20 protein-coding genes are annotated in these 20,160 nt (G+C 40.1%); 6 read left to right on the plus strand and 14 right to left on the minus strand.

The window, feature by feature from the left end; genetic code table 11:
• Window positions 1–315: 315 nt before the first annotated feature.
• Window positions 316–1,464 (minus strand): peroxidase family protein, encoded by a 1,149-nt coding sequence (locus tag V7K73_RS15060; RefSeq protein ID WP_334881249.1) that lies wholly within the window; start codon window positions 1,462–1,464, stop codon window positions 316–318.
• Between the two features lie 224 nt (window positions 1,465–1,688).
• Between V7K73_RS15060 and V7K73_RS15065 the strand changes: the two genes are divergently transcribed.
• The 6 genes from V7K73_RS15065 (at window position 1,689) to V7K73_RS15090 (ending at window position 9,958) form a co-directional block, all read left to right on the plus strand.
• A complete protein-coding gene (locus tag V7K73_RS15065; RefSeq protein ID WP_334881251.1) occupies window positions 1,689–1,988 on the plus strand; it encodes a GNAT family N-acetyltransferase in 300 nt (99 codons plus the stop codon).
• A gap of 28 nt (window positions 1,989–2,016) precedes the next feature.
• Window positions 2,017–3,552, plus strand: a complete 1,536-nt coding sequence (locus tag V7K73_RS15070) for a dolichyl-phosphate-mannose--protein mannosyltransferase (RefSeq protein ID WP_334881253.1) — start codon at window positions 2,017–2,019, stop codon at window positions 3,550–3,552.
• Window positions 3,553–3,977: 425 nt separating this feature from the next.
• Window positions 3,978–4,703, plus strand: coding sequence for a helix-turn-helix domain-containing protein (locus tag V7K73_RS15075; RefSeq protein ID WP_334881255.1), 726 nt, complete (start codon window positions 3,978–3,980; stop codon window positions 4,701–4,703).
• Window positions 4,597–7,326, plus strand: coding sequence for a peptidase domain-containing ABC transporter (locus tag V7K73_RS15080; RefSeq protein WP_334881257.1), 2,730 nt, complete (start codon window positions 4,597–4,599; stop codon window positions 7,324–7,326). Before V7K73_RS15075 ends, V7K73_RS15080 begins: the two co-directional genes overlap by 107 nt.
• Before the next feature lie 222 nt (window positions 7,327–7,548).
• On the plus strand, window positions 7,549–9,072 hold the full coding sequence (locus tag V7K73_RS15085; protein WP_334881258.1) for an HlyD family efflux transporter periplasmic adaptor subunit: 1,524 nt from the start codon (window positions 7,549–7,551) through the stop codon (window positions 9,070–9,072).
• Between the two features lie 151 nt (window positions 9,073–9,223).
• Window positions 9,224–9,958 carry a peptidylprolyl isomerase gene (locus tag V7K73_RS15090; RefSeq protein WP_334881260.1) on the plus strand — a complete coding sequence of 245 codons (735 nt, stop codon included), beginning with the start codon at window positions 9,224–9,226 and terminating at the stop codon, window positions 9,956–9,958.
• Window positions 9,959–10,071: 113 nt separating this feature from the next.
• Here V7K73_RS15090 and V7K73_RS15095 read toward each other — a convergent pair whose 3' ends face one another.
• The 13 genes from V7K73_RS15095 to trmB all read right to left on the minus strand — a co-directional run bounded on the left by V7K73_RS15095 (window position 10,072) and on the right by trmB (window position 20,148).
• The gene (locus V7K73_RS15095) at window positions 10,072–10,239 is read right to left on the minus strand and encodes a hypothetical protein (RefSeq protein ID WP_334881262.1); all 168 of its coding nucleotides are present in this window, start codon (window positions 10,237–10,239) and stop codon (window positions 10,072–10,074) included.
• 356 nt (window positions 10,240–10,595) lie between these two features.
• On the minus strand, window positions 10,596–10,931 hold the full coding sequence (locus tag V7K73_RS15100; protein ID WP_334881264.1) for a hypothetical protein: 336 nt from the start codon (window positions 10,929–10,931) through the stop codon (window positions 10,596–10,598).
• Between the two features lie 304 nt (window positions 10,932–11,235).
• Window positions 11,236–11,427, minus strand: coding sequence for a hypothetical protein (locus V7K73_RS15110; RefSeq protein WP_334881266.1), 192 nt, complete (start codon window positions 11,425–11,427; stop codon window positions 11,236–11,238).
• Window positions 11,428–11,783: 356 nt separating this feature from the next.
• Complete coding sequence (locus V7K73_RS15115; RefSeq protein ID WP_334881268.1) at window positions 11,784–13,040, minus strand: ScyD/ScyE family protein; 1,257 nt, start codon at window positions 13,038–13,040, stop codon at window positions 11,784–11,786.
• Between the two features lie 29 nt (window positions 13,041–13,069).
• A complete protein-coding gene (locus tag V7K73_RS15120) occupies window positions 13,070–14,185 on the minus strand; it encodes a T3SS effector HopA1 family protein (RefSeq protein ID WP_334881270.1) in 1,116 nt (371 codons plus the stop codon).
• A gap of 26 nt (window positions 14,186–14,211) precedes the next feature.
• A complete protein-coding gene (locus tag V7K73_RS15125; RefSeq protein ID WP_334881272.1) occupies window positions 14,212–15,372 on the minus strand; it encodes an aminoglycoside phosphotransferase family protein in 1,161 nt (386 codons plus the stop codon).
• Window positions 15,373–15,562: 190 nt separating this feature from the next.
• A complete protein-coding gene (locus V7K73_RS15130) occupies window positions 15,563–15,742 on the minus strand; it encodes a hypothetical protein (RefSeq protein WP_334881274.1) in 180 nt (59 codons plus the stop codon).
• Window positions 15,743–15,764: 22 nt separating this feature from the next.
• Window positions 15,765–17,027: a nif11-class peptide radical SAM maturase 3 gene (locus tag V7K73_RS15135; protein ID WP_334881276.1), complete on the minus strand. Its 1,263-nt coding sequence runs from the start codon at window positions 17,025–17,027 to the stop codon at window positions 15,765–15,767.
• A 237-nt stretch (window positions 17,028–17,264) separates the two neighbouring features.
• Window positions 17,265–17,633 (minus strand): Nif11-like leader peptide family RiPP precursor, encoded by a 369-nt coding sequence (locus V7K73_RS15140; protein ID WP_334881278.1) that lies wholly within the window; start codon window positions 17,631–17,633, stop codon window positions 17,265–17,267.
• A 281-nt stretch (window positions 17,634–17,914) separates the two neighbouring features.
• Entirely contained in the window at window positions 17,915–18,286 is a 372-nt protein-coding gene (locus tag V7K73_RS15145) for a Nif11-like leader peptide family natural product precursor (RefSeq protein ID WP_334881279.1), read from the minus strand.
• A gap of 66 nt (window positions 18,287–18,352) precedes the next feature.
• Window positions 18,353–18,790, minus strand: a complete 438-nt coding sequence (locus tag V7K73_RS15150; protein WP_334881281.1) for a nitrogen fixation protein — start codon at window positions 18,788–18,790, stop codon at window positions 18,353–18,355.
• A 30-nt stretch (window positions 18,791–18,820) separates the two neighbouring features.
• Window positions 18,821–19,066, minus strand: coding sequence for a hypothetical protein (locus V7K73_RS15155; protein ID WP_334881283.1), 246 nt, complete (start codon window positions 19,064–19,066; stop codon window positions 18,821–18,823).
• Window positions 19,067–19,497: 431 nt separating this feature from the next.
• Complete coding sequence (gene trmB, locus V7K73_RS15160) at window positions 19,498–20,148, minus strand: tRNA (guanosine(46)-N7)-methyltransferase TrmB (protein ID WP_334881285.1); 651 nt, start codon at window positions 20,146–20,148, stop codon at window positions 19,498–19,500.
• Between the last annotated feature and the right edge of the window lie 12 nt (window positions 20,149–20,160).

Consider the following 20,160-nt stretch of genomic DNA (forward strand, 5'->3'; position numbering starts at 1 on the left):
TGAAGATGCGCTAAACCATATTTAAGTACAAGAAAGAAAAACGAACCGCAAAGTCCGCAAAGAACACAAAGAAAGAAAGAAGAAGTTAAGAGGGTTTGGCGCAGCCTCACAAATAAATGGTATTAACTAAACCATATTGGAACTGGTAGGAGAAAAATTTTTTGACCTGTGAGTTGGGTGTCTCTAGATTTATAGCAAAAGCCTTGGTGATTAGGACATCAACAGATGATAAAACTTAGACACAAAAAGACTTTTCACCCAGTAAAGAGTCCCTTGCTATACATCGGTTTTAATGAGCGGTAAAAACCCACTTGCTCAGTTCCCGACGGTTAGTCCTGCGAACCTGAGAAGGTTAGCGAAGATGACTTCTCCATTACCTCCTAGTATCGGTTCCCAGTATTCAGGGGCTGCATTGAAGTAAGACTCCCTATCCGAATCCAATAGACCATAAAACACCTCGGCTACAATCCGACCGCCCACCCAGCCTAGCTGAGTTTTCGCTCCATCTTCTTTGAGTAGTTGTTCGTCACTAAACGTCCCATCTGGATCTAATTTGATTGCATCCAGAATCGAGGCTTGGGCTTCGGCCAAGATATAAAACCACAGAGGAGTATCTTTTTGAAGACTTGAATCAATTGGGTTAAATTTGAAAACTCCATCCTTAAGTTTACCATCCTTATCCTTAACCCCTTGTCTCGTAGAAAGGTACTTTGGTTCGAGTATTTCAACGGGTAAATCATTTCTTTGAAGTGCATGTGCGATCGCTTGTCCACCTTGCACTTTATATGTGTTACCACGAAGTAAGTTGAGCAGGGCTAACGAGGGGCGCGGGGGATGAGCCACTTTGTCTGGTAAGGTATCAGGGCGTATTGTGTCCTCAACTTCCTTAACCAGTCCGCCAACTGTCGCGCTAGTCGGTAGCACATTGGCCGGTAAAACACCAAGTGGATCTACCAACGTAGTATCAATTTTGTAAGCGAATTGTAGCCGAACTTCAGTGTGTACTGTTCCATCTGCGGCTTTGTCCCGATTTTCGCTGGGGAAAACTCCAGGTTGGGTATTTGGAAAAAAACGACCCCAGTCATCAATCACATGGGCTTTTGGGAGCGGGTCAAACCCCAGTAAACTGTCGTCATCTGGTTTTGAATCTTTTGGATTGGTGTCGCTGGCTGGGAAAATAGTCAAGCTAGTCTCTTTGTTGAGCCGATAACCTGTCCTCACTCCTGAGTGTCCAAAGCGGTAAGCCGCAACCACAAACTCGCGGGGTAAATTTTTACGTTTATGATGAGTATAAAGGGCGTAGAGGTTTTCCCGTTCTTCAGGTGTTGTGGCTTCCTGAAGGTCAGCAAGCACTTCAGCTTTGACAATGCGCGGTAAAAAGTCTTCAATCACCAGCTTTTGATAAGTCCAGCAGACTCGTAAATGCTTGTTCTCGTGTGCCGACCGAACCGTGACCAAATCCACTCATATAATGCTCCTTAATGAAGATTGAGTAAGAGTAAAGATAATTGTAACGGTTCGCCGGAGGTCAAAAAAATGTCCGATATAAAATTATACATAATCAGTAGGAAATCAATTTAGATTTGATTTTTTCTGATTAATTTTGACTAGTGGGGTGAAATGAGTAATAAATCCGAAAAGTATCTTATTATTTTGTAAAATGGCGATTTAGTTTAACCAAAAGTAAAATGACAAATCTTTTGGAAACCGAACGTTTGATCATTCGCACTTGGATACCTGAACGCGATGCCGAGCAAGCGTTTGTAATTTACAGTGACCCCGAAGTTACCCACTTTCTTGGTAAAGCTTCTCTGGTCACAAGTGTTGAGTCACAGCGTCAGCGTTTGATTGGCAACATCGAGCGATCGCACCAACGCAACAATCGTACTGAATTTTGGGCAATTGTCGAAAAGGAAACTACAACAGGGGAGTGGGGAGTACGGGGAGATGGGGGAGATGAGGGAGCAGGGGGAGCAGGGGAAGAATAACTATTTATTGACAAATGACAAATGACTAATGAATAAAAAGTGGTTCCGAATTGGGATGGTGAGTGTATTTCTTTTCTCAGTTGCCTTGAGGTTTTGGGGGCTGGAGCGATTTAACACTCTGGTATTTGATGAAGTTTACTTTGCAAAATTTGGTAATAATTATCTCACGCATACGCCATTTTTTAATGCTCATCCGCCGCTAAGTCAATATATGATCGGCATCGGGATTTGGATTGGCAGTCACATTCCTTTTTGGCACGATACTGTGAATGGGCTGACAGGTTCATTGCGATCGCCTTGGACTTATCGGTGGTTAAATGCCCTCACTGGCTCATTTATCCCTTTAGTTGTAGGTGCGATCGCTTATCAATTGAGTTATCGTCGTAGCTTTGCTCTGCTTGCAGGTTTGTTCACAGCTTGTGATGGCATCTTTCTAGTTGAGTCTCGCTATGCTTTAAGTAATATTTATATCGTCATCTTTGGTTTGTTAGCACATTGGTTTTTATTATTAGCATTAGATAACCAAAATCGGCGACGTTCTTTTTGGTTAGTTTTTGCTGGTATTGCTTTTGGTGCTTCAGTCGGTACTAAGTGGAACGGTTTATGGTTCCTCTCAGGTGCCTATCTCATTTGGATAGCAGCTTGGATAATCCATTTAATACATTATTTTCCTAACCCCAAACTCTTTTTTACATCCTTCTCATTGAAGCATCCACAAAGTATAAGTCAGGACTTAGAAGCTAGTACTTATTCCCCTTCATCCCCTTCATCCCCCTCATCCCTCTCATCTCAAACACCACTACAAAACCTAACTCAGCTAAATATTTTCCACATGCTGTTTTATCTAGGAATTATCCCAGCTTTGATTTACAGCATTATCTGGATTCCTCACCTTCAACTAGATAAAACTTATGGATTTATTGCAGTACATCAGCAAATTTTAAAGTTTCATTTACATTTAGGTGGCAATAGTCCTAACGTGCATCCTTATTGCGCTGCCTGGTACAAATGGCCGTTGATGACTCGACCAATGGCATATTATTATGAAACGGCTAAAAGTATCACCGAACCCTTACCAGTGATGGGTCCGCCTTTACCTGCCGGTGCTGGACAAGTTATTTATGATGTCCATGCAATGGGCAATCCCTTTTTGTGGTGGTTTGGTCTTGCTGCCATGTTATTTTTAGTAGGGATGCTGGTGTCACAACCCGTAATTCTTTGGGTAAAAGAAAGCCGTTTTTCTGTACCTAAAACTCTTAGTGTTGATACTTGGATTGCCTTGTATTTAGTTATAAATTATGCTGCTAACTTATTACCTTGGGTGGAAGTGACAAGGTGCGTTTTTATCTACCACTATATGTGTGCAGTGGTGTTTGTATTTTTAGCGATCGCTTGGTTTGTCGATCAGTGTCTTCGCAGTTATTATCAACAACTCCGGGCGCTAGGTGTCACCATTACTTTTATCATTCTGGCTGCTTTTATTTTCTGGATGCCCATTTATTTGGGTTTACCCCTCTCACCCCACGATTATAAGCTGCGAATGTGGTTCAACTCTTGGATTTGATTTCTACAAGCCCCACACTCTCAGAGAATAATACGTCCAAGTTTTCAGCAGCCCTAAATTTATGTATGGGGTTCTCTCCCCAGCAAGAACTGCCCCCTGCCCCTTTTCCTCTTCTTTTTTCTCTGCTCACCAGAAATTTATCTTTACAAAAACGTTACTAAAATTTAGCAACTATTTTCGGAATTTATAAATTGGATTTGTAGCCTAATCTATATCTACAAAAGCAATATTCAAAAAAAATTGTCAGAAATATCGCTTAAGTAAATTATTTTTTGCATAAAACTAAAACTAAATGGTGATAAGTCTTACAGTTGCAAGAAAAATTATTTTTTGCAATATTTCTACTTAACCTTAGAGATAATTGCCAAATTATGAATCGTTCATAAGATATTCGTGTGTCCACAAACCAAGTTAATAATATGTATATGTCCGACTGCAATGCAAAAATTGAAACAAGATATATAAAAGTAACTAACGGTAAGTACTTAACACCATTTCAGCGTAAATTACTACTAATAAGTTTAGAAAGAAGTTTACCTGAATCGTACCGACAACGGATTGAAATCATGTTGTTGGCAGATGAGGGAAAAACCCAAAGGTCAATTTGTCAAATTTTGGGGTGTTGTCCAGCAACAGCAAGGCATTGGATGCACATAGCCCGGACAGGGATGGCGCACCAATGGCAAGATTGCCCCATTGGTCGCCCGAAAGCAGTAAATGAGGAGTATTTAGAACGTTTAAAAGAACTGATTAAAGGTAGTCCCCGCGATTATGGCTATGCTTTTCGGCGGTGGACAACAAACTGGCTAGGGAAACATCTAGCGAAAGAGTTTGGGATTGAGGTGAGCGATCGCCATATCAAGCGACTGCTCAAACAGATGGGATTATCCACACTACCAAAACCCAGCAATTCTGAAGCAAACAACAATGAGCAGGCTAAGAGTTCCAAAATCTTCATTAGTGACCTGAAATCGGCAGCTATTCCAGATGATTCCGAATTTATGTCTCTGAACTTCGCAACATTAGGAAAGGATTCAGACATTTATGGCGCAAGATATATCTGCTCAGTTGGTTTCTCTGGAACAGTTCAACAATACTCTGGGTTATTCTCTTTCGACAGAGGAATTTCAACATTGTCTTCAACAAGTTAAATTTATCAACCCGAAAGTCGGCAAATTCTGGCAAGGAACTGATGCTCAACCAGGAATTTATATTGCGATCGCTGGTAAGGTCAGGTTGCTAGATAACGCCGATGAGTTAATCGCCACTTTAGAGCGCGGTGACTCATTTGGAGAATTTACTTTGTTGAAGGAGGTTGACTTTAGACCTTACGCTGCAAGGGCTTCAGTCAACTTACAATTATGCTTTATTCCGGGTGAAGTGTTATGGCCATTGATGGCTAAATATCCCCAAATTCGGGAGCATTTGTGGGCTAAGGCGCGATCGCGTAATCGCCAAGAGGTGGACTTGGATAACACTCCAGTAATGCCATCTGACTCAAAACTGCTGCATGAAACGAAGATTTTGTCAACGCCAGCAGTCAAGCCACGCGAGCCAAAAATAAGCAAAGCCTATTTTCCCAACTCCACGCAGCGAGTAGGGCATTTATTACAGCGTGTGATTCGGCGCTATCCGTTTTTTGCCCAACAGAGTGGATCAGATTGCGGTGCAGCTTGTTTAGTGATGGTGTCTCGCTATTGGGGGAAAAACTTTAGTGTAAATCGCCTGCGGGATATCGCCAATGTTGACCGCAATGGCTCATCACTGCGGGGGTTATCGGCGGCGGCGGAAAGTATTGGGTTTTCCACGCGACCTGTGAAAGCGAGTCTTGACCAATTAGCGAAGCAAAAATTACCTGCGATCGCTCACTGGGAGGGCAAGCATTACATCGTTGTCTACGAAATTACGCCCAAACACGTCATTGTCGCCGACCCCGCCATTGGTCAATGCAGCCTCAGCCACGCCCAATTTAAAGCCAACTGGACTGGGTATACACTACTGCTACAACCCACAGCCTGGTTGAAGGATACCAAAGAGACTACAACTCCTTTTTGGCAATTCTTTGAGTTAATAAAGCCTCACTCTTTGGTAATGCTAGAAGTGTTTGTTGCTTCCTTATTTATCCAGATTTTTGGACTCGTTACTCCCTTATTTACCCAGTTAATTTTAGACCGCGTAGTAGTGCAACGTTCTGAACTAACCTTAACCGCGGTGGGGTTAGGGTTACTAATTTTTAGTTTATTCCGTGTGGCGATGACAGGGTTGCGGCAATATCTGTTAGACCACACAGCGAATAAGCTTGATTTAGCACTAATTGTAGGATTTATTCGCCATACCCTGCGGCTACCTTTGAGTTACTTTGAGTCGCGTTATGTGGGGGATATTATCTCTCGTGTCCAGGAAAACCGGAAAATTCAACGCTTCCTCTCCGGTGAAGCGTTGTCCATCGTGCTAGATTTAGTCACTGTCTTTATCTATTTAGGATTGATGTTTTGGTACAGTTGGAAAATGGCGTTGCTAGTATTGGTGATTGTACCGCCTTTTTTCCTGCTGGCATTGATTGCTACACCTTTTTTACAAAAGATTTCTAGAGAAATATTTAATGCTGTTACTAATGAAAGCAGCTATCTGATTGAAGCCCTTTCTGGTGTAAGAACAGTTAAATCTACAGCAGTAGAACAGACAGTGCGTTGGCATTGGGAAGAGTTATTAAGTAAAGAAGTAAAAACTACCTTTTCTGGGCAAGTTATCAGCAATCGCCTGCAAATATTCAGCAACACAATTGAAGCAGTGGTAACTACTATGTTACTGTGGTTTGGGGCGTACCAGGTTATTCACAACGAGTTAACAATTGGGCAATTAGTGGCATTTAATATGTTGCTGGGAAATATTATTAGACCCTTCCAACGATTAACAGTTTTGTGGAATCAATTGCAAGAAGTGGTGATTGCGGTGGAACGAATTAATGATGTGTTGGATGCGGAACCAGAAGAGGATTTGCAGCACCAGGCGCGGCAATCTTTACCACCGATTCAAGGTAACATTCGCTTTGACAACGTGACATTTCGCTATCACCCTGAAGGCGATATCAATATTTTAGAAAATCTCAGTTTTGAAATACATAGTGGGCAAATGGTTGCCCTGGTGGGACGGAGTGGTTCGGGTAAAACCACAATTTCTAAGTTGGTTTTGGGGTTATATCCCCCCACAGATGGCAAAGTGTTGATTGATGACCACGATATTACCAGTCTTTCCTTGCGTTCTCTACGTGAGCAAGTTGGGGTAGTTGACCAAGATACCTTTTTGTTTGGCGGAACGATTCGGGAAAATATTAGCTTGGCACATCCTGGGGCAACTTTGGCAGAGATTATTGAGGCGGCGCGATTGGCGGGTGCTGATGAGTTTATTAAAAAGTTACCTATGGGTTATGAAACCCAGATTGGTGAAGGAGGGGGGATGTTGTCTGGAGGACAGCGACAAAGAATTGCGATCGCTAAGGCGTTGTTAGGTAATCCCAAGCTGTTGGTTTTGGATGAGGCGACTTCCCATCTGGATGCAGAGTCAGAAAGGATTATTCAGACGAATTTAAACACAATTCTCAAAGGCAGAACCACCTTAATAATTGCCCATCGCCTTTCAACTGTGCGGAATGCAGATTTGATTTTGGTACTAGATCGCGGCGTGTTGATTGAGAGTGGAACTCACAAAGAGTTGATGGACAAGCGGGGACATTATTTTTATCTCAATCATCAGCAGTTGGACGTTGCGGGGTGAAACAATAGGACAAGGAGCAAGCTTTTCTTGTCTCCCCACTCCCAACACGGTTTGGATAAGACTTGATCCCCCCGCCTGCGGCGACCCCCGATAAATTGGGGGTAATAAGAATAAAAAGCCCCCCAATTTATCGGGGGGTTGGGGGGATCTCCGAGAGCCAAACATATTAACCGAACCGTATTGTCCCCACTCTCAAAATCCAAATTTGATATCAGAAAAATCATGCCAAACACATTAAATGGAAAGGTTCAAACCCAAATCTATGAGGTAGAACAGCACGAGGAAATTTTCAGGGAGCAAACACCAGCTAGATCAACTGATGATTGGGCTTACGCAACCAAGGATTTACTTGATAGCTTGCCCCAGGTTTGGACAAGGGGATTGCTGTATTTTTTGGTGGTGTTTGTGTCGATTATTTTACCTTGGGCAATGCTATCTAAGGTGGATGAAACGGGTACAGCAACAGGGCGACTTGAGCCAAAGGGAAAGACGGTTAGGCTGGATGCTGCTGTGGCGGGTACTGTTGCCGAAATTCGGGTAAAGGAAGGTGATTCGGTTAAAGTTGGGCAGACTTTATTGGTGTTGGAATCGGAGTTAGTTAAGGCGGAATTGCGGCAAGCAGAGGAGAAATTGGAGGGACAATTAAATCGACTTTCTCAGTTAAATTCATCTAAGAGTCAGTTAGTTGTATCTTTGACAACACAACAGCAACAAAATCAATCTCAACAGTTAGAAAAGCAGGCTCAAATTGATCAAGTGCGACAGAATATAAATGCTCTAAAGAATTCTTATGACTTACAAAAAGACGAAAAATTAGCTCAAGTCAATCAGGCGCGGCAAACTCTTGAGCATAGTCAAACTGCTAATAAGTTAGTAAACAGTAGTTTGGCAAGTACCGAGCGGGAAGTTCAACGCTATAGCAGTCTTTGGCAGTCAGGAGTTGTTCCAGAAATCAATGTTGTAGAGAAGCAAGATATAGCTAAAGATAAGCAACAGTTATACGAACAAAATCAGTCAGATATTCAGCAGGCTAAACTACATTTGATAGAACAACAGAGTAGTTATGAGCGGACTATTCGGCAAGCAAATGCAGATATTGAGCAGGCACTATTGCGATTGAAAGAACAGGAAAGGAGTTATCAGACTTTAACTCGTTCAAACAAACTTGCTTTGCTAAAAATCGACGAACAACAGAAGGATTTGGAGACAGAAATTACTACGCTTCAGGCAGAAATTGCTCAAAGCAAGAGCCAGATTGTCTCGTTAAAATTTCAGTTAGGACAACGAGAGTTAAAAGCCACTGTAAATGGTAGAGTGTTTCAGTTACCAATACAACAGGCTGGATCTGTAGTGCAGCCTGGAACAATGATTGCGGAGATTGCACCGCAAGGTTCGCCTTTAATAATTCGGGCGCAAATGGCGACAACTGAGAGTGGTTCTTTGCGAAGAGGATTGCCAGTAAAGCTAAAGTTTGATGCTTATCCGTTTCAAGATTATGGCGTGCTGGAAGGAGAATTGTTAGAGATTTCTCCTACTACTATAGAGGTGGATACACCTAATGGAAAAGTGGCAGCTTATGACTTGAAAATTGCCCTAAAACAAAATTGTATTCCCTCAGCTAATAAATGTATTGCCTTGCATCCTGGGGATACGGCCACAGCTGAGGTAATTGTGCGTCAGCGTCGGATTATTGATTTTCTGCTTGATCCATTTAAGAAGTTGCAGCAGGGTGGAGTGAAATTATAGAAAACCTAACCTCTTCCCTGTGCGTTCGCAAAGCGTGTCTGAATGACACGGGAATCGGCAATGTAGAGACGTTATATATAACGTCTCTATATCCAGGGAATAAGTCATTATCTCATTTTTAATTGTGTTAACCAAATTTAGGGGAAATATAATGTTACAAGCTATCACTATTACCAACGAAGATATTCTTCAACAAGTCAAACTATCCTGCAAAATGCCTGAGATAGTTGAGCAGATTGTTAGCCGCAAAGTGATTACATCTACTGCTGAAGAAACTGGTATAAAAGTAGAGACAGAAGAATTACAAAAAGCAGCAGACTTATTCCGCTTAATGAATAAACTAACTAATGCTGAAGAGACATGGACTTGGCTGGAAAAATATAGTTTGTCTTTAGATGATTTTGAAGAAATTATTTACAGTGGTGTTATTTTTGGAAAGTTAAGCCAGCATCTGTTCACGGATAAAATCGAACCATACTTCTTTGAAAATCAATTAGACTACGCTGGTGTGGTTATGTATGAGGTTGTTTTAGATGATGAAGACTTAGCGCTGGAACTTTTCTATTCTATTCAAGAAGGTGAAATGAGTTTTTATGATGTAGCTCACAAATATATACAGGATACTGAGTTACGTAGAAAAGGGGGATATTTGGGGATAGTGCGTCGCCAAGATTTAAAGCCGGAGATTTCTGCTGCTGTGTTTGCTGCTACACCGCCTCAAATCCTCAAACCAATAGTGACCTCTAAGGGATTACATCTAATTTTTGTGGAAGAAATTATCCAATCGGAATTGGATAACAAACTGCGTAATCAAATTATCACTGATTTGTTTTATGAGTGGATTAAACAACAAATTGAGCCAGTTAAATTAGAGAACTTGCTTTAAAAGCATAAATACATAATTTTTTTGACTTTACCTAAAAATCCCTCAAGTTAGTTGAGGGATTTACTATTATTTAAGCTCTATTTCTCAGGTAGAAGTAAAGCCTTTTGTTTTCGTTACTCCATTGCTCTTACATGAACAATAATTATTACGACACATGTTCCTCCTTTTATGCTGAGAGCATCATTTTCTGACAATTCTGTTAACTGATCCAAATAGCTTTCGGAATCAGAAAAAAATTGGCTTCCAGTCACGGACAGATTATCAATTTTGATTGTAGCCATTGCTGCGTCTCCTTTGGAGTTTTTTATGAGCTTTAAGCAAGGATTAATTGATGTATTTATTAATCCTTACAATTACATTGTCTTATTGAAAAACTATTATGAAAAGTAGTTATAAGGAATTTTTAAGGACTTAAATATTTCATTATTTACATATTAAAATATATCAAAAATGTCTCATAATAGTTGAGAGTTTTGTTGTAGCAGTGAGCTTAAGTTAGATGTGGGTTTTTTAAGGACATAATTGTTTTAATATTGGACTAATAAAATTGATATATAAAATGTTGCTAAAAAAATAAAAAATCTGGCATTTCCTCCAGATTTACGAAATTCGTTTATGTCAAAAGATATTCTAACAATCACTCGATATAGTTTTTGATAGGACTACTTATTTTTTGTTTGCGTGACAATCGCATAACCATAATGAAAATACCAAAAGCTAACATACTTGCTGTGTAACTAGGTTCAGGAACGGCAATACGAACAACCTCACCTTGTCCTGAAAGATAACCTTGGTTTGAAACATAGATGTCACCGTCAGAGCCAAGCGCTAAAGCAGTAGGCAACAATAACCCATCACTGGCGATCGTTTTGCGAGTACCATCAGGAGCTACATAGATTAAAGCACCAGAAGGAATAGCATCTGGAGAGTTTAATGAAGTAGAGGCAAAGTGTTTGCTGCTACACCGCCTCAAATCCTCAAACCAATAGTGACCTCTGAGGGATTAAATCTAATTTTTGTGGAAGAAATTATCCAATCGCAATTGGATAACAAACTGCGTAATCAAATTATCACTAATTTGTTTTATGAGTGGATTAAACAACAAATTGAACCAGTTAAATTGATGAAAAATTTTAATTTAGTTACTTAGAAAACTTGCTTTAAAAGCATAAATACATAATTTTTTTGAGCTTATCTAAAAACCCCTCAATTAACTTGAGGGGTTTACTATTATTTAAGCTCTATTTCTAAGGTAGAAGTAAAGCCTTTTGTCTTAGTTAGATTGCATAAACAACGGACGGGTGCGGTGTTGGCTTAGGATGAACAATAATTATTACGACATTTGTTCCTCCTTTGATGCTGAGAGCATCATTTTCTGACAATTCTGTTAACTGATCCAAATAGCTTTCGGAATCAGAAAAAAATTGGCTTCCAGTCACGGACAGATTATCAATTTTGATTGTAGCCATTGCTGCGTCTCCTTTGGAGTTTTTTATGAGCTTTAAGCAAGGATTAATTGATGTATTTATTAATCCTTACAATTACATTGTCTTATTGAAAAACTATTATGAAAAGTAGTTATAAGGAATTTTTAAGGACTTAAATATTTCATTATTTACATATTAAAATATATCAAAAATGTCTCATAATAGTTGAGAGTTTTGTTGTAGCAGTGAGCTTAAGTTAGATGTGGGTTTTTTAAGGACATAATTGTTTTAATATTGGACTAATAAAATTGATATATAAAATGTTGCTAAAAAAATAAAAAATCTGGCATTTCCTCCAGATTTACGAAATTCGTTTATGTCAAAAGATATTCTAACAATCACTCGATATAGTTTTTGATAGGACTACTTATTTTTTGTTTGCGTGACAATCGCATAACCATAATGAAAATACCAAAAGCTAACATACTTGCTGTGTAACTAGGTTCAGGAACGGCAATACGAACAACCTCACCTTGTCCTGAAAGATAACCTTGGTTTGAAACATAGATGTCACCGTCAGAGCCAAGCGCTAAAGCAGTAGGGAACAATAACCCATCACTGGCGATCGTTTTGCGAGTACCATCAGGAGCTACATAGATTAAAGCACCAGAAGGAATCGTGTTTCCAGAATTTAATGGACTAGAGGCAAATTCTAAAACATATAGTCCACCTTGTTTATCAAAAGCAAGATCAACTATTTGTGTAAAACCATCAGCGTAAACCACAGGCTTATTATTGGGGCCAATTTTAAAGATCCGCGCTGCGTTATCTGGATTAGGATAGCCCGTGTATTCTCCTACATATAAAGCATCATCAGGGCCAGCTGCGATCGCAGTGGGAACTGATTGCATTCCAATAGTTTTACCTGTAGCTGGGTCGGTCACAGCCCGCTCAGGAAATATAGACACAGCCGCCAAATCACTCCCATCAGTTTTGACTTTGAAAAGGTCGTTTGCAGCTGCATCAACTATATAAGCAGTGTCTCCCTGAATTAAAAAAGAATAGGGGTTGCTATCAATGCTATTCTGATAGGGATTATATAAATTTGAACCTGTATTATCAGGATTATATAAGCCCTCATAAGCTGCTAAATCAGCCAACTTTGTCCACGAAGACCCTCCGTTGAGCTGATCAATTTTAATGAGTTGTCCAAAGTCAGGAATTTTCAGTACATTATCGCGTTCTTCTGGAGTTGAACCCAAACCAACAACTACATAAGCCTTGCCAGCTGAATCAAACTGTATATCATGAGGGCCAGTGGCATCAAAACTAACAGGTAATTGTGGAACGGATATTGCTAAGGATGGCAGACCTGTAACCACACGCTCTTGTGTGCCATCCTGAATCCGTGTCACAGCACCTGTTGCGCCATAACACATTGTTAGTCCACTGCCTCCTGGTGCTGGAATGCAAGCTCCTGTACCTCCTGTACCCGCTTCCGTAACATAGAGAGATCCGTCAGGAGCAAAGGTCAGCCCCCGTGGCCCATCAAGACCACTGGCAATGACACTTAAGCTGGCTGCGTATGAAGCTTCTCCAACTCCAAGAGTAATCAATACTGCTCCTGTAGCAGCTATTAACAACTTTTTCAACATTTTTTTTAGTCTCCTTTGGAATGAAAATTTTATAGTTCTAAAAGTGTATAAATATCTTCTGAATTCGCATTAAGATATGAACGATGTAATTCGATTCCCAAAGAAGAAAATTGTTTACAGATAGCCTGCATTCGCCCTTCAGTTGAGTTGTCTTCTTGATACCAAGCTGTTAACAATCCATTTGCTACAATCTGACAGCGATTCATGCCAAAACTTTCTTGAACAGCAAATTTTTGGTCTGGTTCTTCTGCCAACCCCAACCCTAGTGCTAGTTGTTTGGTAAATAAAGGAATTTTTGACTTAAAATGCAATTGGTGTTCTTGAGAAATAGTTTTTAAGACTTGTTTAACAACTTCATAGTCTCTCTTGTCAAAGTAAAGCACCCCTGAATCGTAGCGTTGGTATTCCTTAGGATTATACAAAACTTTAAAGCTGAAGGAAATTGCTAACTCATTCAGTTTTTGTGTCAAACTCCCCATCACGGCAACAGCACCTTCAGGAGTTACATTGATATAAATTCGTACAGTTACAGGCTGAATTTTCATATCTTCAATACGACTGAAGCCTGCATTGCTAACTGCCATGTAAAAGCCATTTTGTACTCGATTCTTAGGCATCCGAATAGCCACATAATCACCTACCACAGCTGCCACTTCAGTAGATTGAAGATGCTTATTCCGTTCAATATGCAGCCTCAAACCGCCTTTAGTCACGGCTAAACTACCATCAGTTTCTTCTCTCAAAACAGACCAACCATCGTCAAAATAGCCCTTTCCAAAATTACTTTCATGCACTCGCTTATAAAACCCCATATCTACCCCTAAAACAGTATTATTCTCCAAATCTAGGGGCAAACCATTTTCCTCCCCATCTAGTGCCAACGTACTTTGCATAGAACCGTTGTAATAGATACCGTAAAGAAAACTCCGCAATTGCAGACTCAGATATTTCTGTTGCATCTGGGTTGGCATTTTTTGAAAACGTTCAACTGCCTCAGATGGTAATTCCAAAGCTTTGTAATCTGGATGGTGGATGGAGAAATCAGATTTTATCTCAATTTTCTCAACAATATCTTGCAGAACATCTAGTAATTGTCCAGTTAAAGCAGTCTCTAGCTGAGTTTGAGGAGAATTTAATAATTGCATAACTACTTTAGTAATAACAAAATGATTTAAACAGCAGAACTACTCAGGTGAGTTAATTCAACAGCCGCAGCACCAAAAATTGTTGGCATCGATTGTACCGGACGGCTTAATAACGTCTTAGCAACCTGAAGCATAGCAATCCCCATATTCCCAAAAGATTTTTGATATTGAATCATCGCTTGAATCTGTTGAATCAAAGCAAAACCAGTAAATTGCACCACCCTCTGCAAGAAATCAGGGCGGTGTTCTAGAATTTCTGGAAAAGTGTTTAAATAAGCTTGGGTTAATCTACCAATTGAAGGCTGAAGTAGTTCTAAAGGTGTTATTGCCAAACGTAAAGACTCTTCAATACTTAATGAATTACTGATAACCAAGCTACCTAGCCAGATTTGTACATAGCTACCAATAAGTGTTCCCAAATCAAAAGCTGGATCTCCCCAAGCAGAGCGTTCCCAATCAATTAGCCGTATAATATTATTAGTTGAATTCTGCCAATCCTTTTGTAAAAGAATATTATTTAGCTTGAGGTCATTGTGGGTGAGACAACAGGGAATTACAGCATTACCTAATTGGGCGATCGCCTGCCCCAAGCTATCATAACGTTGATATAAAGCAAAAAACTTTAACCCATCCCCAGGAACTAGACCAAAAATTTCTGGTTCAACCCGTTCTAATCTCCGAACTAAATGTGATACTTGATCAGCCATTAAATTCTCGGCATTTTTAGAAAAGAATTCCTGATATTCTTGGCGGTTGAAAGTATCACGATGGATACTCCCTAAAATATTACCAATTGTCGTAGCTATTTCTGTAGGAAAGCTATTTTCTTTGGTGTAGAAATCCATCAAATCCCGATAATCATCCAGATATCTAAAGACAATAATGGAATTCTCCGCATCAAAATGCAGCACCTCTGGTAAAAATGAGCGGTAGTTATCAAGGTTTGGAAATCGTTGTAAAAACTCTTGAATTCGCCACTCACTTAAAAATTCACCAGCCGCTTTCCCTTCCTGATTGTGTCGTTCTTGTTTAACTAGAAGCTGGCGATCGCCTGACCAACTCAGTAATAAATTAAAGTTTTTGGCTGCAAGTGGTTCTACTTTACTGGGAGGTTGTTCAGACTGATTACACAGCCCTTGCTCAATTAAATAATCGAAAACATTATGAGAATTTAATAAAAATGTCATAAGCTGTGAATGGATGAACTATCTATTATTTGTCAGATAATTTAGGTCATGTGGAAAAGCTAACGATTGACCTAACCCCCTAACCCCCTTCCCGACACGGGAAGGGGGAAAATTCAAAGTCTCTTTCCTTAAAGGAAGAAAGAAATAGAAGTGAGGTTTTCTAGATGACCTGAATTCTCAGATAATCTAACTAGTTTTCAATTCTCAAAATTCCTGCTTCTTTCTCAATTCGGTCTAAAGCTTTCTTCGCCCGAAAAAGCACTCTTAAATAAGCTATTTTACTATTCCAAGGTGAACGAGGTAATAAGGTTGATTCAGAGTCATCAACAGTCGTATTTTCTGAAGGGATATCAGTAGAGATATTATTCATAATTAATGGTATTTTGCAGTTTTTAATTACTAGAATTAACTAAAGATGATGCTAGATTAGGTTCTTGTTCCCAACCTTCTGGCCATTGAATGCGATCGCTAGTAAAATGAAGCGGATCGTTTTCAGGCCAAGGGGCATTAATCGGTTCTTCAATTAGCCCAAACTCCCCATTGTCAAAGGGGTTTCCGTCCGCCCGACGCTGAAGAAAAACTCGCTCTCGAATACCGCCTTTTTCCTGAGTCAGGGCGCGATGATGACAATAAGGATTATTGCCTCTCTTATCAAAGAAAACGTGAGCAGTCCAACTGCAACCACCTCGACAGAGTTCAGCAAATTCACAAGTTTTGCAAAAACCCCATAAATGTGATGTTCCTTTAGGAGTATCCGCTCCGAGATTAAACCGTAATTCTTCGGTTTCTTCAATAATTGTCTGTAGTGAATAATCGCGGATGTTACCGCCAGTGTATGCTGTGGTAGGTAGTGAGGGACAACCTTTGATAGCACCATCGGCTTCGATGCCTATAGCAGACAGTCCAGCACTACATCCTTGCCAAAAAGACCAAGCATCTCCTCCTCGCAATAATCGCTCATAAGGCCCGTAATAGCCAATATTATTTCCTGGCTGTACTTGCACTCCTTCTGGCTTTGCGCGTTCGGCAACACGAGCAATCATCGGATATACATCTAGTAGTTCATAAGGTTGCAGCAGAATTTCGTTATTATCTGCGGCATTCCCCATCGGTACAGTCAATTGAATTTGCCAAGCGGAGATGCCGACGTCGCGCAGATGCTCGTAAATACGAGGAAATTCTGGTGCAGATAGACGATTGATTTGAGTGTTGCAACCGAAGCGAATACCTGCTTCTTTGAGATTGCTCATAGTCTTAAACGCCCATTGCCAAGAGCCTTGTTTACCACGGAGGCGATCGTGAGTTGCTTCTAAGCCATCAACTGAGACAGATACCACTCTAATACCAGCTTCTTTCATCCGGTGTGCTGTGTCGAGAGTGATACCATAACCTCCAGTGGTCATACCGCAAAGCATCCCAGAAGAAGTAATTGCTTGGGCAATCTCCAGCCAATCAGGACGCAGAAATGCTTCACCACCTATTATGGTTACTTCAGTGATTCCGACTTTTGCCATTTGCTTGACTAAATCAAGAGCTTCTGCTGTAGAAAGTTCATTCGCTCTTGTATGACCTGCGCGAGAACCGCAGTGCTGACAAGCTAGATTACACTTTAATGTAATTTCCCAAACTGCATAACTAATTCGGCGATAAGTCATTAGAATAGCCTCAATTAATTTCTTGAGAAAAGGACGAATATATCTCTATCCGTCCCCATAAACCTAACTAGAGCGGCGTGAATAATTCAAGGTTTGTAATCAGGACTAAAGTCCTATCTTCTCTTCGAGAGGCTACGCCAACGAGACGCGATCGCGTTTACTACGAACTACTCTCAAAAATTTTTACATTACTTAATCTAGTTTTATTTTTTCTCGCCGACTTACTTAAACTGTTATCTAAGCAATATTATCTAACCGAATAACTCCATAAGCAAGCTGATGACCAGGTGGCTTATGCGGACAATCAATAGGTTCCGAAATAACGCCATATAGCGGCCGTATAATAGGCTTGTTAGTCATTGATGAAACCCCACCAAAAACAGCTTCTAGTTCTTGTTCATTTAAATCCTTGAGTTCATCATCACCAGCAGTTGACTCCAACAATTGAGCCGTATATTCTTCAAACTCATCTTGGGTGAAATCGTAGCCAGCGGCTTTGACTCTTTGGCTACATTCTTCCTTACTTTTAACGCCTTGAATTTGAGCGCGAAAAGCTTCATCATTTGCTAGCTTTGCATAAAAGGCTTGAACATTTTCTATGGACATGATTTCCTCCTAAAATTATTTAACTACAGACTAAAATCGGTGTTGCCACTTCAACTGCTAGTTCAGAGCGATTGTAATTATCTGTAATAACTTGCGGGCAACGTATACAAGCTGCCTTGCTTTCTTGCTGCCTCTACCGACAATCTAGACGTATGGAACAATTATGTAATTTCCCAAACGGTATAATTAATTCGGCGATAAGTCATTAGAATACCCTCAATTAATTTCTTCAGAAAAGGACAAATATATCCCTATCCGTCCCCATAAAGCTAAACTGTTATCTAAATATTTGACTGAATAACTCCATACAGAGGCTGCACAACAGGTGACTTATGCGGACAATCATCAATAGGTAGCGAAATAACTCCATATAGTGGTCGTGCTACTATAGTATGCTTCGCAGCAATTGATGAAGCCCCACCAAAAACGGCTTCTAGTTCTTGTTCATTTAAATCTTTGAGTTCATCGTCGCCAGCAGTTGACTCCAACAATTGAGCCGTATATTCTTCAAACTCATCTTGGGTGAAATCGTAGCCAGCGGCTTTGACTCTTTGGCTACATTCTTCCTTACTTTTCACTCCTTGAATTTGAGTGCGAAAAGCTTCATCATTTGCTAGCTTTGCATAAAAGGCTTGAACATTTTCTATGGACATTATTTTCTCCTTAGGAAGATTTTTATTACAATAAGTTTGTTGAAAAAGATTGATGTTTGATTTGTTCTAATCAGATATTGGTTTCGCCACACTAACTGCTAGCTTAGATGCGTTGTAATTATCTGTAATAACTTGCGGACAACGCATACAAGCTGCCTTGCCTTCTTGCTGCCACCACCGACAATCTCGGCGTATGGAACAAGGGGGTAATTCTTCTGCTACTGGCGGGAACTTTTCTACAATTCGCATTGCTAGACGGCAATCTTGTCCATCAAAATGCTGACAACCTTTAGTAGCACAAGCTGCCGCCGTCCGAAAAATTTCAGCAGGTGTTATTGGACTAGCTTTTGCTATCAGTTCATCAGTGATAGGTAAGGGCTGTTTAAGATAAGTTACACGGGGTTCTGCAACTGTTCCACTGATGATTCCGAAAACCACACTATCCTCAGATTCTGGTCTAGCACTGGGGCAAAGTGTAGTTTTATCCACAGCAATATCTTTCATCAATTGAGCCTCCAGTGGAGAGAATCTTTATCAAGATAAAATCTCAGTAGGATTAGGCTCTGCTATGATTCCTATAGTAATAATAGGAAACTTACCAAGTATTACCAATTTTGATGCTCCACCTGCAACGCTTTTTGCTTCTTCGTCAGACATAGCTAATAAAGCTTCTTCTGAATCCAAAACTTCGTTCCGACGTGTCAGAGCATTTTTCACAGCATCATCAATCAAATCGTTAATTTCAATTTGATTGTTATACTTTCTTTCTTTCGCTTCCATGTTGATTTTCCTCTTAATTATTGATGATTGGCTATCTTTTAGGCAATTAGACTAATCAGTGTAATTCCCTAATATTTCCTCATTTTAGGAAAAAAGAACCTACTCACTCTATATTTTAATAACTTTAAATTAGACATAAATAAAACTTTTATGTCACTAAAAAAGGATAATTTTTGAGTAATCCCTATTTTTCTATAGGGGTATATATCAGTTACTCAAGCTGTAAACTCTTGCATACCAATTCAAATTTGATATCTTAGGCAATTTCAACCATTAACTAAAACATTTATGTCCCGAAAATATTGCCATCTGATATAAAATGTCTAATGTCCAGTCGCTTTACATCAACTTAAAAAAACATAGAAGTTATAAAATGTCAAGATAACAAACCATCTTTGCCATACCGCTACACGATCGCACTATCACTATAACTACTCCTCATTCACTTCTCGCCTGACAAATAAAGCCCGATAAACAGGTTCACCCTTTTTTTGCGTACCTATTTCCCGTTCTGTGGCTACTGGTAAAGGGTTTTCTGCTAACCATTCTTCTGTACCCACTTTCTGATAAGCTGGGTGAGCGGCAAAGCGATCGCGCATTTCCACCGCCACAAATTCCATATCTGATTGCAGAAATACAACTCCCCCAACCGCAAGATAATTAGCTAACTCTGCTACTAGTTCTGGTTGCACTACACGGCGTTTAGCATGGCGGGTTTTAAACCAAGGATCGGGGAATTGAATTGTAACGCGTTGTAAACTTCCTGGAGGGAGGGAAGATAACAGCGATCGCAATGAGTTATTAACATTGCAAAATAAGTAGTGCAGGTTTGTCAAACCTAATTCAGAACGTAACTTATTCGCCTCCACCACCAGAGGTTCCCGAATTTCTAAGCCGAGAAAATTCCAGTTAGGTTCTATTTTGGCTATATTTACCAAAAACAGTCCTTTAGCGCAGCCAATATCTAAATGTAGCGGTTGATTTGGCTTTGCATAAATTTTTTCCCAGTCTAGGGGACTTGCTGGTGTTTGATACTTTTTACCAAGTGGATTAACATGCTGGCGGACTCGGACTGCTGCCAAAATTTGCTCTCC

Source organism: Nostoc sp., from assembly GCF_036916975.1.
Lineage (GTDB): Bacteria > Cyanobacteriota > Cyanobacteriia > Cyanobacteriales > Nostocaceae > Nostoc.